The 13471-nt window shown below is 68.1% G+C and carries 14 protein-coding genes; 7 read left to right on the top strand and 7 right to left on the bottom strand.

The features are described 5' to 3' along the window. The first annotated feature begins 42 nt into the window (after positions 1–42). Positions 43–915: a 4-(cytidine 5'-diphospho)-2-C-methyl-D-erythritol kinase gene (locus AX690_RS18810; RefSeq protein ID WP_066686984.1), complete on the top strand. Its 873-nt coding sequence runs from the start codon at positions 43–45 to the stop codon at positions 913–915. Between the two features lie 12 nt (positions 916–927). Continuing rightward, positions 928–1575: a peptidylprolyl isomerase gene (locus tag AX690_RS18805; protein ID WP_066686981.1), complete on the top strand. Its 648-nt coding sequence runs from the start codon at positions 928–930 to the stop codon at positions 1573–1575. Here AX690_RS18805 and AX690_RS18800 read toward each other — a convergent pair. The 3 genes from AX690_RS18800 to AX690_RS18790 all read right to left on the bottom strand — a co-directional run bounded on the left by AX690_RS18800 (position 1572) and on the right by AX690_RS18790 (position 4387). Further along, positions 1572–2375: a lipid II flippase Amj family protein gene (locus tag AX690_RS18800; RefSeq protein ID WP_066686978.1), complete on the bottom strand. Its 804-nt coding sequence runs from the start codon at positions 2373–2375 to the stop codon at positions 1572–1574. The two genes, AX690_RS18805 and AX690_RS18800, sit on opposite strands and share 4 nt — an antisense overlap. Before the next feature lie 115 nt (positions 2376–2490). Beyond that, the gene (locus AX690_RS18795) at positions 2491–4026 is read right to left on the bottom strand and encodes an ammonium transporter (RefSeq protein WP_066686976.1); all 1536 of its coding nucleotides are present in this window, start codon (positions 4024–4026) and stop codon (positions 2491–2493) included. A gap of 22 nt (positions 4027–4048) precedes the next feature. After that, the gene (locus AX690_RS18790; RefSeq protein ID WP_004623580.1) at positions 4049–4387 is read right to left on the bottom strand and encodes a P-II family nitrogen regulator; all 339 of its coding nucleotides are present in this window, start codon (positions 4385–4387) and stop codon (positions 4049–4051) included. A 328-nt stretch (positions 4388–4715) separates the two neighbouring features. On the opposite strand from AX690_RS18790, the gene AX690_RS18785 reads away from it, so the two are divergent. The 4 genes from AX690_RS18785 (at position 4716) to glyS (ending at position 9227) form a co-directional block, all read left to right on the top strand. Beyond that, positions 4716–5066, top strand: coding sequence for a DMT family protein (locus AX690_RS18785; RefSeq protein WP_066686973.1), 351 nt, complete (start codon positions 4716–4718; stop codon positions 5064–5066). 84 nt (positions 5067–5150) lie between these two features. Beyond that, on the top strand, positions 5151–6107 hold the full coding sequence (locus tag AX690_RS18780) for a fasciclin domain-containing protein (protein ID WP_066686970.1): 957 nt from the start codon (positions 5151–5153) through the stop codon (positions 6105–6107). A 141-nt stretch (positions 6108–6248) separates the two neighbouring features. Continuing rightward, a complete protein-coding gene (locus AX690_RS18775; protein WP_066686968.1) occupies positions 6249–7148 on the top strand; it encodes a glycine--tRNA ligase subunit alpha in 900 nt (299 codons plus the stop codon). A gap of 6 nt (positions 7149–7154) precedes the next feature. Further along, a complete protein-coding gene (gene glyS / locus AX690_RS18770; RefSeq protein ID WP_066686965.1) occupies positions 7155–9227 on the top strand; it encodes a glycine--tRNA ligase subunit beta in 2073 nt (690 codons plus the stop codon). Between the two features lie 162 nt (positions 9228–9389). Here the strand turns inward: glyS and AX690_RS18765 are convergent, their stop codons facing one another. Then, the gene (locus AX690_RS18765) at positions 9390–10367 is read right to left on the bottom strand and encodes a c-type cytochrome (protein ID WP_066687058.1); all 978 of its coding nucleotides are present in this window, start codon (positions 10365–10367) and stop codon (positions 9390–9392) included. A 118-nt stretch (positions 10368–10485) separates the two neighbouring features. After that, positions 10486–11328, bottom strand: a complete 843-nt coding sequence (locus AX690_RS18760) for a metal-dependent hydrolase (RefSeq protein WP_066686962.1) — start codon at positions 11326–11328, stop codon at positions 10486–10488. Positions 11329–11383: 55 nt separating this feature from the next. On the opposite strand from AX690_RS18760, the gene AX690_RS18755 reads away from it, so the two are divergent. Further along, the gene (locus tag AX690_RS18755) at positions 11384–12010 is read left to right on the top strand and encodes a TetR/AcrR family transcriptional regulator (protein ID WP_082769741.1); all 627 of its coding nucleotides are present in this window, start codon (positions 11384–11386) and stop codon (positions 12008–12010) included. On the opposite strand, the gene AX690_RS18750 is transcribed toward AX690_RS18755, so the two are convergent. Beyond that, positions 11999–12400 (bottom strand): NUDIX domain-containing protein, encoded by a 402-nt coding sequence (locus AX690_RS18750; protein WP_066686956.1) that lies wholly within the window; start codon positions 12398–12400, stop codon positions 11999–12001. The genes AX690_RS18755 and AX690_RS18750 overlap by 12 nt on opposite strands. Before the next feature lie 9 nt (positions 12401–12409). Further along, entirely contained in the window at positions 12410–13414 is a 1005-nt protein-coding gene (gene hemB, locus AX690_RS18745) for a porphobilinogen synthase (RefSeq protein ID WP_066686953.1), read from the bottom strand. Positions 13415–13471 lie beyond the last annotated feature (57 nt).

Genomic DNA, 13471 nt, shown 5'->3' with positions numbered 1-13471 from the left:
GCTATCGCACGGCCGCTTTACGCAACTGAGCTTTGAAGATCCATGCGGCTTTCCGCCTTCGCGCCCGCCAAGGTCAATCTGTTCCTCCATGTCGGCGGGCCGGACGCCGAAGGCTATCACCCGATCTCGAGCCTGATGGTCTTCGCCGACCTCGGCGATCAGGTGATGATCCAGCCGAGCGACGCGCTGGCGTTCGAAACGACGGGGCCGTTCGGCGCGAGCATTCCGGCTGGCGACGACAACCTCGTCCTACGCGCCGCGCGGGCGTTCCACGCCAAGCTGGGCGGGCCGATCCCGCCGTACCGCCTGATCCTCGACAAGCGCCTGCCGATCGCGGCGGGGCTGGGCGGCGGCTCCAGCGACGCCGGCGCGGCCTTGAAGTTGCTTCGCGACGCGCTGGCGCCGAACATCCCCGATGATGCGTTGGAGCCTCTGGCCGCCAGTCTGGGCGCCGACGGCGCGGCCTGCTTCCGCGCCACGGCGCTGATGGCCGAAGGGCGAGGGGAGGCGCTGTCCCCCGCGCCAGCCTTGCCGCCGCTGCACGCGGTGCTGGTCAATCCGGGCGTCCCGTCGCCGACCGGCGCCGTCTATCGCGCCTATGACGCCGCCGTGCATCCGGAGGGAGCCGCGCGGCCGTTTGTTCCGTCTGAGCTCGAAACCGCCGAAGAGACCGCCGCCTGGCTGGGCGTCGCCACGCGCAACGATCTGGAGGCGCCGGCCGTGGCGCTGACGCCCTTGATCGGCGAGGCGCTGGACGTGCTGCGCGACCAGCCCGAAAGTCTGCTGGTCCGAATGTCGGGATCGGGCGCGACCTGTTTCGCGCTCTGCGCCGGCGACATCGAGGCCGAGACCCTGGCCGAACGGATCGAGACGGTCCGTCCGGACTGGTGGGTGCGGCGCTGCCGCCTGGGTTAGGAGAAGAGACGCATGAAGCGCCGCGACATACTGGCCGCCCTGGGCGGAATGGCCGCCGCGCCCGGCCTGGCCTCGGCGCAGATCCTGAACCTCGCCCCCGCCCCAATCGTCCCGGGACCGGGCGACGTGCTGGTGTCGCTGGAGACGAGCCTTGGTCCGATCATCATCGCGTTGAAGGTCAAACAGGCCCCGCTCACCACGGCCAACTTCCTGCGCTATGTCGACGAGAAGCGCTATGACGGCGCCAGCTTCTGGCGTTCGGCCAAGGCCAACAGCCCCGTGGACTACGGCCTGATCGAAGGCGGCCTGCAGGGCGATCCCAAGAAGCTGCTGCCGCCAATCGCGCATGAGCCCACCAGCCAGACGGGCCTGCGCCACGTGGACGGCACGGTGTCGTTGGCGCGGAAAGAGCCGGGCTCGGGCGACAGCGACTTCTTCATCTGCGTGGGCGAGGCGCCGTATCTGGACGCCAATCCGGCGGGCAATCCCGCCGATGGGGGCGACAACCTGGGCTTCGCCGCCTTCGGCCAGGTGATCAAGGGCATGGAGATCGTCCACAAGATCCTGAACCTGCCGACACCGGGCAAGGCGACCAATCCGGTGATGGAGGGCCAGATGCTGGACCCGGTGGTGCCGATCATCAGCGCGCGGCGGATCTAGAGCAGGCGCGCGAGGGCGGCGACGACCATCGCGGCCGGCACGAAGAGAACTTGGGCCAGCACCGTTCCCGCCACCCGGCTGCCGGCGAACCAGACGACGGCGCGGCGGAACGCCGGCTCGCTGACGCGCCCCTCCATCACGTCGTCGGTCATGATCGACAGGCTCGGATCGATCAGCACGAACAGGAGGATCGTCGCCACTCCGTTGATCACCGAGGATAGATTGCTGGCGGTCAGGCGGAACTGCGGGTCAAGATAGCCCGCGTACAGCGAGGCGAAGACGCCCACGGTGAGCAGCGCCTGGGCCAGCACGTTCATGACGATCACCCGAACGGGCACATCGATCTTCTGCTTGAGGCCCTTCAGGTGGCTGGATGAGGGCAGGGCGACCGACTGGCGCACATAGGACAGCCCGCCCTTGGCGAAGGCGTGCATCAGCAGCTTCGGGATCGAGCGATGGACCTGGAAGTGGGCCACCGCTCGGGTGAACAGGCGCTGGGCGGTGGGAATGGCCAGGGCGCCCACCAGGGCGGCCAGGCTGGCGCTGGCCATCAGCCACTGGAAGTCGTGGAGCAGCCGCTCGCCCGTGCCCGCCAGCAGATTGGTCTCGACACGCTTGGACAAGAACGGGCCTTGGAACGCGTTCGAGGTTCGCGACAACAGCACCAGCACGTTGAACAGCGCGAACGACATGGCGATGCGCCGCGTGCGCACGCCGGCGATCCGCACCGCATAGGCCAGGGCGCCGATCAGATGGATCACGAAGGTCAGGACGCAAAGCAGGAAGAGTTGGGCGTCCATGGCGATCTCCGTCGAGCCGAGCGCAGCTTGGCCAAGGCGGCGCGAGTCGCAAAGAGAAAGGGCGCGGAGATCGCTCTCCGCGCCCTTCGGCTTTCAGTGAGACCCTACGCCAGCCTTAGCTGTGGTAGGCGCGCTCGCCGTGTTCCGAGATGTCCAGGCCTTCTTCCTCGGCCTCGGGCGAGGCGCGCAGCCCGATGACCAGCTTGATCACGAAGAAGACGATGGCCGAGGCGATGGCCGACCACAGGATCGTGACGCCGACGGCCTTCAGTTGCGCCATCAGTTGGACGCCCATGTCGTAGACGGCGCTGTCGCAGGTCGAGAAGTCGCCGTCCTTGCCGCAGCTGGTGTAGTCGACGACGCCGGCGCCGCCCCAGGCGGGGTTGACCACCAGGCCGGTGCCGATGGCGCCGACGATGCCGCCGACGCCGTGGATGCCGAAGGCGTCCAGGCTGTCGTCGTACTTCAGCGCGTTCTTCACGACCGAGCAGAAGACGATGCAGATCGGCGAGACGACCAGACCCAGGATCAGGGCGCCCATCGGACCGGCGAAGCCGGCGGCCGGGGTGACGGCCACGAGGCCGGCGACGATGCCCGAAGCCAGGCCCAGGGCCGACGGCTTACCACGGGTGGCCCACTCGACGATGATCCACGACAAGCCGGCGCCAGCGGTGGCGATGAAGGTGTTGACCATGGCCAGCGAGGCGTAGCCGTTCGACTCCAGGTTCGAGCCGGCGTTGAAGCCGAACCAGCCCACCCACAGCAGGCCAGCGCCCACCAGGGTCAGGGTCAGCGAGTGCGGCGGCATCGGCTCCTTGCCGTAGCCTTGGCGCTTGCCGAGGATCAGGGCGCCGACCAGGGCGGCGATGCCGGCGTTGATGTGGACGACCGTGCCGCCGGCGAAGTCCAGGGCGCCGAAGCCCCAGAGCAGGCCCGACTTCACGGGGTCTTCAGGCGCCAGAGCAATGGCGTTCGGACCCGGCCACCACCAGACCATGTGGGCCATCGGGTAGTACGACAGCAGCGGCCACAGAACGGCGAAGGCGACGATGGCGGCGAACTTCATGCGCTCGACCAGCGAACCGACCACCAGGGCGGCGGTGATGGCCGCGAAGGTCGATTGGAAGGCGATGAAGGTCAGTTCCGGGATCACCACGCCGGTCGAGAACGTCGCGACGTTGCTGGCCGGGGTCACGTCCTTCAGGAAGATCCGACCAAAGCCCCCCACGAATTTGTCGAGGCCGCCGCCGTCGGTGAAGGCGAAGCTGTAGCCCCACAGCATCCAGGCCACGAAGCCGATCAGGGCGACGGTCGAGACCTGCATCATGACCGACAGCATGTTCTTGGCGCGAACCAGGCCGCCGTAGAACAGGGCCAGGCCCGGCAGGATCATCAGCAGAACCAGCAGGGCCGAGGTGAGCATCCAGGCGTTGTCGCCCTTGTCGTTCTTGTCGACGATGGCGGGCGCGGGGGCCTCGGCGGCGGCCGGAGCGGCGGCGGGCGCCGGAGCCGGGGCGGCTTCGGCCGGAGCGGCGGTCGCGGCGGCCGGCGCGGGCGCGGCCTCCTGGGCGAAGGCGGTCGCCCCCAGCGGAGCCCCCGCGATGGTCGCGGCGAGCATAAGCCCCGCCAGCGGTTTGAAGGTGAGTTTCATCTCGGTATCCCCTTGTTCCCGATTACAGCGCGGCCGAGCCGGTTTCGCCGGTGCGGATGCGGACGGCTTCCTCGACATTGAGGACGAAGATCTTGCCGTCGCCGATCTTGCCGGTGGCGGCGGCGGCCTTGACCGCCTCGACCGCCTTGGCGGCGGACGCGTCATCGACGACCGCTTCCAGCTTCACCTTCGGCACGAAATTCACCTGGTACTCGGCGCCCCGGTAGATTTCCGTCTGGCCCTTCTGGCGGCCGTAGCCCTTCACTTCCGACACCGTCAGACCTTCAACGCCGGCGGCGACGAGCGCTTCGCGCACCTCGTCCAGCTTGAAGGGTTTGACGACCGCTATGATCAGTTTCATCCGCCTTGCTCCGGCCCGCCGCGACGCGGGCTTGTTTGCTTGGTTGTGGGAAGCGAGACCGCCCCCGGTGTGATCACCGCCGACGCCGCGCACTCACGCGCCGCGTCGTTTTCCCCGGCCTGACCACGCTATCGGCGACGGTTCCGTGAAGGGGCGCGCGGAAAAGCTTTCGGAAAGGAATTGACGGAGGCGCCTAATTTTTGAGCGACGCGCGGTCCGGCTGCGCCAGAAAACGGCGTTTTTGGCTGACGGGACAGCTCTGGCGCCGGCGGCGCCACTTGCCCTAGGGTGCGGCCCTTCCCATGGACCCGCTTCGGAGACCGCCCGCATGCCGACCATCGTCCTGAAGATCGCGCCTTGGCTGATGCTGGTGGCGTCCAACATCTTCATGACCTTCGCTTGGTACGGCCACCTGAAGCACAAGAGCCTGGCCTTGCCGGTGGCGATCTTGTCCAGCTGGCTGATCGCGCTTCCGGAGTACATGCTGGCGGTTCCGGCGAACCGGATTGGCAGTGGCATGTATTCCACGGCTCAACTTAAGACGGGACAAGAGGCGATAACCCTGATCGTCTTTACACTGTTCTCGTATTTCTATCTGGGTGAGCCGATCAAATGGACGACGATGGTCGGGTTTGGCCTGATCGTCTGTGGCGCGGCGATGGTGTTCTTTTTCAAGTAACGGCCAAGATATTCACGAGGGCGTGATCGGGGAACCGAGTCCGAGGCTTGGGCGTAAACCGCTCGAACCGAAAGGAACTCGACCATGACCACCAAGCGCCTTCTGACCGCCGCCGCCGCGATCGCCCTGATGGCTGGCGCGGCTCATGCCCAAACCGCCGACACCGCGGCGCCCGCCGCGCAGGCGCCGGCCGCCGCCTCGCCGGTCGTTGCGAAGGGCGACCTGATCCAGACCGCCCAGGCCTCGGGCCAGTTCAACACCTTCCTGAAGGCCGTCTCGTCGGTGAACCTGACCAGCGTCCTGAAGACTAACCAGAACCTGACCCTGTTCGCCCCGACCGACGCGGCCTTCGCGGCCCTGCCGGCCGGCGAACTGGACAAGCTGATGGCGCCCGACAACGGTCCGCTGCTGCAGAAGGTCCTGACCTACCACCTGATCAACGCCAAGGTGGACTCCAGCAAGATCAAGGGCGCCAAGGGCGAGGTGAAGAGCGTCGAGGGCTCGGCCCTGATGCTGGACGGCAGCGGCGCGACGCCGATGGTCGACGGCGCCAACATCATCCAGGCGGACGTGATGGCCACCAATGGCGTGCTGCACGTCGTCGACAAGGTGTTGCTGCCCAAGGACGTGCCGGGCCCGCAAGCCGCTTCCGCCCCAGCCGCCACCGACTCCGGCGCGACGATGAACGTCGCGGCCAATGAGCAGGTCTCGCCTCCCGCGCCGCCGGAGCAAGCTGGCGCCCAGGTCCCCAGCGCCTCGACCACTTCCACCAACCCGACCCCGGCGACGCCGGCGACCGCCACCGACATGGCCGCCGATCCAGCCGCTTCGCCGTCGGCCATGGCGGCTCCGGCCGCTGGCGTCAGCGCCTCGGGCGTCGTGCCGGTCTCGTCGCAATCGCCGGACGCCCAGGCCTCGCTGAAGGCGGGTGACCCGAACGTCGTCTCGAACGGCCCGGTCGCCGACACCCCCGAAAACCGCGCCAAGTACGGCAAGCCGATGTCGAACGCCGGCAAGCGCACCGCGCCAAAGGGCAACTAAGGCCTTCCAAGCCTTCTTGCTGGTCGCGCGTCGGGCGGCGAAACCGCTCACACTTTCGCCTGACGCGCTCCGGACATCGCTTGAAGCACCGGTCGGCGGGCCCTATGGTCCGCCGACTTTTTTCTAGGCCTGCTTCGATTGATGTCGCGCGAAAAACCCAAGTCCTTCCAAAGCCTGATCCTGACGCTCCATGACTATTGGAGCCGGCAGGGCTGTGTGATCCTGCAACCGCACGACGTCGAGGTGGGGGCGGGGACCCTGCACCCGGCCACGGTGCTGCGCGCCCTGGGCCCCAAGCCCTGGAACGCGGCCTATGTGCAGCCCTCGCGCCGTCCGGGCGACGGCCGCTATGGCGAGAACCCCAACCGCCTTCAGCACTACTATCAGTATCAGGTCATCCTGAAGCCGAACCCCGAGAACATGCAGGACCTGTATCTCGGCTCGCTGGAAGCGATCGGTCTCGACCTGCGCACCCACGACATCCGCTTCGTCGAGGACGACTGGGAGAACCCGACCGTCGGCGCCTGGGGCCTGGGCTGGGAAGTCTGGTGCGACGGCATGGAGGTGTCGCAGTACACCTACTTCCAGCAGGTCGGCGGCCTGGACGTCAGCCCCGTCGCCGGCGAGCTGACCTATGGCCTGGAACGCCTGGCCATGTACGTGTTCGGCGTCGACAACGTCTATGACCTGCCGTTCAACGATCCCGACTCGCCGCTGGGCGCGACGACCTATGGCGATGTGTTCCTGGAGAACGAGCGCCAGCAGTCGGAAGCCAACTTCCATGGCTACGACGTCGCCGTGCTGAAGCAGCAGTTCGAGCAGATGGAAGAGCAGGTGCCGCTGATGCTGGCCCGCTCCTATCAGAACAAGGCCCTGGTCCTGCCCGCCTACGACATGGTCCTGAAGGCCAGCCACCTTTTCAACCTGATGAACGCCCGCGGCGCGATCGCCGTCGCCGAGCGCGCCAGCTACATCGGCCGCATCCGCGACCTTTGTAAGATGTGCGCCAGCGCCTGGGTCGAGCAGCAGGAAGCCGCGTAAGTCACGATGCCCCAACTTCTCCTCGAACTGTTCTCGGAAGAGATCCCCGCCCGCATGCAGGCCCAGGCCGCCAAGGACCTGGAGCGCATGGCGCGCGAGCACCTGGCCGCCGCCGGCTTCCTGCCCGAGGCCCTGACCACCTTCGCCGGCCCGCGCCGCCTGACCCTGGTGGCCGAAGGCCTGCCGCTGGCCCAGGCCGACCGCAAGGAAGAGCTGAAAGGCCCGCGCGTCGGCGCCCCGCCGCAAGCCATGGAAGGCTTCCTGCGCAAGACCGGCCTGACGCAAGACCAGCTGGTCGAGCGCGACGGCGTCTATATGGCCTTCATCGAGAAGAAGGGCCGCCCGACGGCCGAGATCGTCGCCGAGATGGTCGAGGCCATCGTCCGGGGCTTCCCGTGGCCCAAGTCGATGATCTGGGGCTACAAGAAGCTGCGCTGGGTGCGGCCGCTGAAGCGCATCCTGTGCGTGCTGGACCGCGAGGTCGTGCCGTTCTCGATCGAAGGCATCGAAAGCGGCGACGTGACCGAGGGCCACCGCTTCATGGGCGATGCGAAACCGTTCGTCGCCAAGGACTTCGACGAATATGCCGCCGGCCTGGAAAAGCACTTCGTCGTGCTGGACGTCGAGGAGCGCAAGCAGCGCATCCTGGAAGGCTGCAAGACCCTGTGCTTCGCGCGTCATCTGGAGCTGGTCGAGGACCAGGGCCTGCTGGACGAAGTCGCGGGCCTGGCCGAATGGCCGACGCCGGTGCTGGGCGACATGGACCCGTCGTTCCTCGATCTGCCGCCCGAGGTCATCCGCACCTCGATGCGCACGCACCAGAAGTACTTCGCGGTCAAGAAGCCGGGCCAGCCGGGTCTGGCCCCGCACTTCATCACCATCGCCAACATCGAAGCCGCCGACGGCGGCAAGGTGATCGCCGCCGGCAACGCCAAGGTGCTGTCGGCGCGCCTCTCCGACGCCCGCTTCTTCTGGGACGAGGACCGCAAGGCCGGCAATTTCGACGCCTGGCTGAAGAAGCTGGACGGCGTGACCTTCCACGCCAAGCTCGGCACCATGGCCCAGCGCGTCGAGCGCATCGTCGCCCTGGCCGGCGAGATCGCCCCGCTGGTCGGCGCCGATGTCGAAAAAGCCAAGGAAGCCGCGCGGCTGGCCAAGGCGGACCTGGCCTCGGGCATGGTCGGCGAGTTCCCGGAACTGCAGGGCCTGATGGGCGGCTACTACGCCCGCGAGGCCGGCCTCGACCCCGAGATCGCCGCCGCGATCCAGGACCACTACAAGCCGCAAGGCCCCTCGGACGCCGTCCCGACCTCGCCGTTGGCGATCGCCGTGGCCCTGGCGGACAAGCTGGACACCTTGGTTGGCTTCTTCGCGATCGACGAGAAGCCGACGGGCAGTAAGGACCCGTACGCGCTGCGTCGGGCGGCGTTGGGCGTGATCCGGATTGTGTTGGAGAACGGGCTGCGAGTTCCGCTGAACACAACCATCAATAAGGCGATGGAGATCGAGACCGGGCGTAAGGCCATGGAGTCTGCTGATAGTGCTGCGAAGCTCATCAGCGTCCGTCTGGATCTGAAAGCCTTCTTCGCCGACCGCCTGAAGGTCACGCTCCGCGACCAAGGCAAGCGCCACGACCTCGTCGACGCCGTCTTCGCCCTGGGCGATGACGACCTGGCGCGCATCGTCGCGCGGGTCGAGGCTCTGGACGGATTCCTGAAGACCGACGACGGCAAGAACCTGCTGGCCGGCTACAAGCGCGCCTCCAACATCCTCAAGGCCGAGGAGAAGAAGGGCGCCCTGCCGACCGGCGAGATGCAGGCTCCGACCGCCGACAACGCCGCCGAGGTGGGGCTCTACAACGCCCTGCGCCTGCTCGATATGCCGCTGAAGGAAGCCCTCGCCAAGGAAGACTTCACCGGCGCCATGACCCAGCTGGCCGAGCTGCGCGGTCCGGTTGACGCCTATCTGGACGGCGTCTTCGTCAACGAGCCCGAGCACCGCGACAACCGCCTGCGGACGCTGGCGGCGGTGCGTGATGCGATGGGTCAGGTGGCGGATTTTGGCCTGATCGCCGGGTAGGGAACCCTCCTCTTGTCATCCCGGCCGTAGCGCGGAGCGCGAAGAGCCGGGCCCCAGGGGCGGTGCGCACGGCGTTTCGTCACCCCCTGGGTCCCGGATAACGCCTGCGGCGTCTCCGGGATGACACGGGTTTAGATGACACGGGTTTAGAGGCGGTCGAGCCTACGGCTTCAACGACGCCGCATAGACCGCCAGATCCCGGATCTCCTCGTCATTCAACCCACGCGCGGGGCCTTGCATCTGGGCGGCCAGCGGGCCGTTCCGCGCGCCCGTCTTGATGTCCAGCAGCTGTCGCGCCAGATACGCCGCCGAACGGCCGGCCAGGGGCGGCGCGACGGGCGAGCCCTTCAGGCCCTGGCCGTGACAGGCCGCGCAAGCCTGGCCATTGCCGCCGCCGCTGGCCGCCAGCGCCTCGCCGCGCGCCGTGGCGCCGATCGGCGCGTGGACCACGATCACCGCGTTCGGATCGGCCAGCAGCATGCGCGGCCCGTCCTCGGCGACCTCGATCACTTGGCCGTTCAACGCTTGCGGCGGCTTGCCGGGATCGAGGTCCAGCCAGCCGTAGTAGTTCGGCTTGGTCGCCGGGGCGGTCTCGCCCTCCACGACCCGAACGCGCGGCTTGTAAGGCAGGGCGGCGTAGTAGGCCGCGGCGGCCGCCAGTTCCTCGTCGGTGACGGTCTTGGCGACCTTGATCATGTCCTGGTTCGTGGGCCAGTTGGCTTTCCACGACGCGCGCCGCCCCTCGCGGAACTCGCGGACCTGCTGGACGATGTAGTCCTCGGACAGCCCCGCCAGGTTCGGCGAGCCCAGCGAGCCGCCGCCGCCGATCTGGTGGCATTCGGCGCAGGCCATCAGCCCCTTGCGCCCCTGGGCGACCACTTCGGGCGCGGGCGGATGGCTGTCGGGGAACCAGTCGGGCGGGCCCGCGCCCTTGTTCAGCGCCTCGCCGGCATAGGTCACCGCGCTGCCGGGGATGTGTTGAGGGCCGGCCGGATAGGGCGGCAGATTGCTCTTCACGCCCTGCGGATAGGCCCAGCCGAGCAGGGCTCCAGGCGGGGGCTCGGGCTTGGGTTGGCAGGCGGCGAGGCTGAGCAAGGCTCCGCCCAGGATCATCGTCGACGACACCGCGCCCAAACGCATCTGAAAGCCCCCCGGCATGACGAGCGGCTATGACGCGCTCCGGCGCCGGCCCTCAAGCCTGAGCGATTTGAGGGCGGCGGCGCGAAGCCCTACCGAACGCTTGTTCGCGGGGCAAGCCTCAGGCGGCGGCCGCGTCGAATTCGGCCTTCCAGTCGGCGAACTGCGCGCGGTCGTCCTGGTCCCAGGGATGGAACCCCGGGCGGTACCAGGCGAAATAGGTCTTGGCGCCGCGGCTGAAGATCCCCGGCTCGCGCCAGACATAGCGCTTCACCGCCTTCAGCGCGTCTTCGGGCGTATAGCCGTCCGTCTCCAGCAGGCGCGCGGCGTAGCGGGTGATGTTGCGGGTGAACATGTAGGTCACCAGCGCCATCGCCCGGCAGCGGATGAAGTAGCGCTTCAGCGGCGACCAGTCCTTGGTCACCTCCAGAAAGACGTCATAGGCGACCGCCTTGTGCTCGGTCTCCTCCATGGCGTGCCAGCGCCACAGCTTCTCGATCTCGGGATCGGTGGTCTCGAAGAGGTCGCGATGGCGCGCGTGCATCTCGGCCATCATCGCCGTGAAGTGCTCAAGCGCGATCGTCGAGATCAGCATCGCCATCGGGCCGCGATCGCGGGCCATCTTCACGCGGCCGCGGATCGTCTCCTCGATCTCGGCGACGGGATAGCGCGCGCGGTCGATCAGGCTGTTCAGCTGATGGTGCTCGCGCGAGTGGATCGCTTCCTGGGCGATGAAGCCCTTGGCGTCCTGCGCCAACTTGCCGGTGAGGCGGTCGCGATAGGCCTTCACCGCGTCCATGAACATCCGCTCGCCGTCGGGGAAGGTCAGGGACAGGGCGTTGAACACCGCCGTGCCGACCGGATCGCCGCCCAGCCAATGGCCTTGGCGCGCGCTGTCGAGGGAAAAACGGATGTCGCGCGGGGCGACGTCGAGATCGTCGGGCGTGTGCTTGGTGTGGGTCATGGCGTTCTGGGCTCCGCCGGTTTAGGGCTTGGACATCGGCCTTAGAGCCTCAGAGTTGGTTATACTGACAAAAATGTCAATAGAAGCGTCCGCGCCCCGTCCGACCCGAGTCCGCCGCTCGCCCGAGGCCGCGCGCGAGAACATCCTGGCCGCGGCCGAGGCGATCCTGGTCGAGCAGGGGCCCCAGGCGCTGAAGCTGGCCGACGTCGCCAAGGCCGCTGGCGTGGTCCATGCCAACGTCATCCACCACTTCGGCTCGATCGCCGGCGTCGAGACGGCGCTGATGGAACGGATGATCCGCCAGCTGGCCGACAAGGTGATCACGGGGTTCAACAGCGGCGGCGCGGCCCCGGGGTTCGGGGCGCAGGCCCTGTTCGAGGCGTTCGAGACCAAGGGGGCGGCCCGTCTGGCGGCCTGGCTGGAACTGACGGGCGAGGGACGGCGGATGACCCTGGTTCGCGAGGTCGTGGACGAGATCGTCCAGACGCGGGTCGCTCAGGAGGTCGGCGTCGAGCGCGAAGCGATCGTGGACTTCATCCTGGTGAACATCATCCTGGCCGTCGGCGTCGGACTGTTTGGCCCGACCCTGTCGGAGCTGCTCGGTCGCCCTCCTGAGCGGGCGCGGGAGCTGGCTCTGGAGATGGTGCAGGGGCGCATCAGCGCCCTGGGCTCAAAGGGCTAGGGGCGTCAGCAGGGCCGGTAACACCCGCCGCGTCAGCAGCGGCGCCAAGCGCAGGTCACCGGGGGCCGCCGGGTCGACCCAGACGATCTCCTCGATCTCGGCGCGGGGAGCGATCTCGCCTTCGACCACAGCCAGATAGGTCGCCGACTGGACGGTAAAGCCGGCCTCGTTGGCGGCCGGGGCGCTGAAATGGCCCAGCAGGTCGGCGGAAACCAGCCGGCAGCCCAGCTCTTCCTCAAGCTCGCGGGCCAGGGTGGTCAGGTCGTCCTCGCCGGCGTCGCGCTTGCCGCCGGGCTTCATGAAGGTCGCGGTCCCGCGCTTGCGAACCAGCAGCATGCGGCCCGCCTGGTCGCGGATCACGGCGGTGACGATGTCGAGGACGCGGCTCATGCGTGAGCCTTAAGCGCCCAGCTTCTCCGCCGCCCACGGCGCGAAATAGGTGATGATCCCCGCCGCGCCGGCGCGCTTGAAGGCGGTCAGGCTTTCCAGGATGGCGCGGTCCTTGTCGATCCAGCCGTTCTGGGCGGCGGCCATGATCATCGCGTACTCGCCCGACACCTGGAAGGCGTAGGTCGGCATGCGGAACTCGTCGACGATGCGGCGGACGATGTCGAGATAGGGCATGCCCGGCTTGACCATGACCATGTCCGCGCCCTCGGCGATGTCCATGGCGACCTCGCGGATGGCTTCTTCGGTGTTGGCTGGGTCCATCTGGTAGGTCTTCTTGTCGCCCTGGCCCGCGGAGAGCTTCGCCGAGCCGATGGCGTCGCGGTACGGGCCGTAGAAGGCCGAGGCGTACTTGGCCGCGTAGGACATGATCATCACGTCCTGGTGGTTGGCGCCCTCCAGCGCCGCGCGCAGCTTGCCGATGCGGCCGTCCATCATGTCGGACGGGGCCAGGATGTCGGCGCCGGCCTCGGCCTGCATCAGGCCCTGTTCGATCAGGCGATCGATGGTCGGGTCGTTGAGAATCTTGCCGCCCTCGACCACGCCGTCGTGGCCGTGGTCGGTGAAGGGGTCCAGCGCCACGTCGCACATGATGCCGACCTCGGGGGCGGCGTCCTTCATGGCCTTCACGGCGCGCGGGATCACGCCGTCCGGATCGGCGGCGATCGAGCCCGCCGCGTCCTTCCGCGAGCCGTCGATGTGCGGGAAGATGGCGATGGCCGGAATGCCCAGGTCGCGGGCGCGGACGGCGGCCTTGGCGGCCTCCTTGACCGACAGGCGCTCGACGCCCGGCATCGAGGCCACGGGGATGGTCCCTTCGCCCTCGTGAACCACCATCGACCAGATCAGGTCGGAAGGCCGCGTCTCGGTCTCGCGGACGAGACGGCGGACCCAGTCGGCCTGGCGAACGCGGCGCAGGCGGGTGTGCGGGTAGGGGGCGAGCGGGGGCGTGGTCATGCCGCTGATTTGGACCGCGCCGCTCGTTGAGGCAAGACGGGCGGCCCCTTAAGGCCG

Origin of the sequence: Caulobacter sp. CCH9-E1, from assembly GCF_001556515.1 — a bacterium.
GTDB lineage: Bacteria > Pseudomonadota > Alphaproteobacteria > Caulobacterales > Caulobacteraceae > Caulobacter.
The sequence above is the reverse complement of the archived record's forward strand: the minus strand, read 5'-3'. Positions and strand labels throughout refer to the sequence as shown.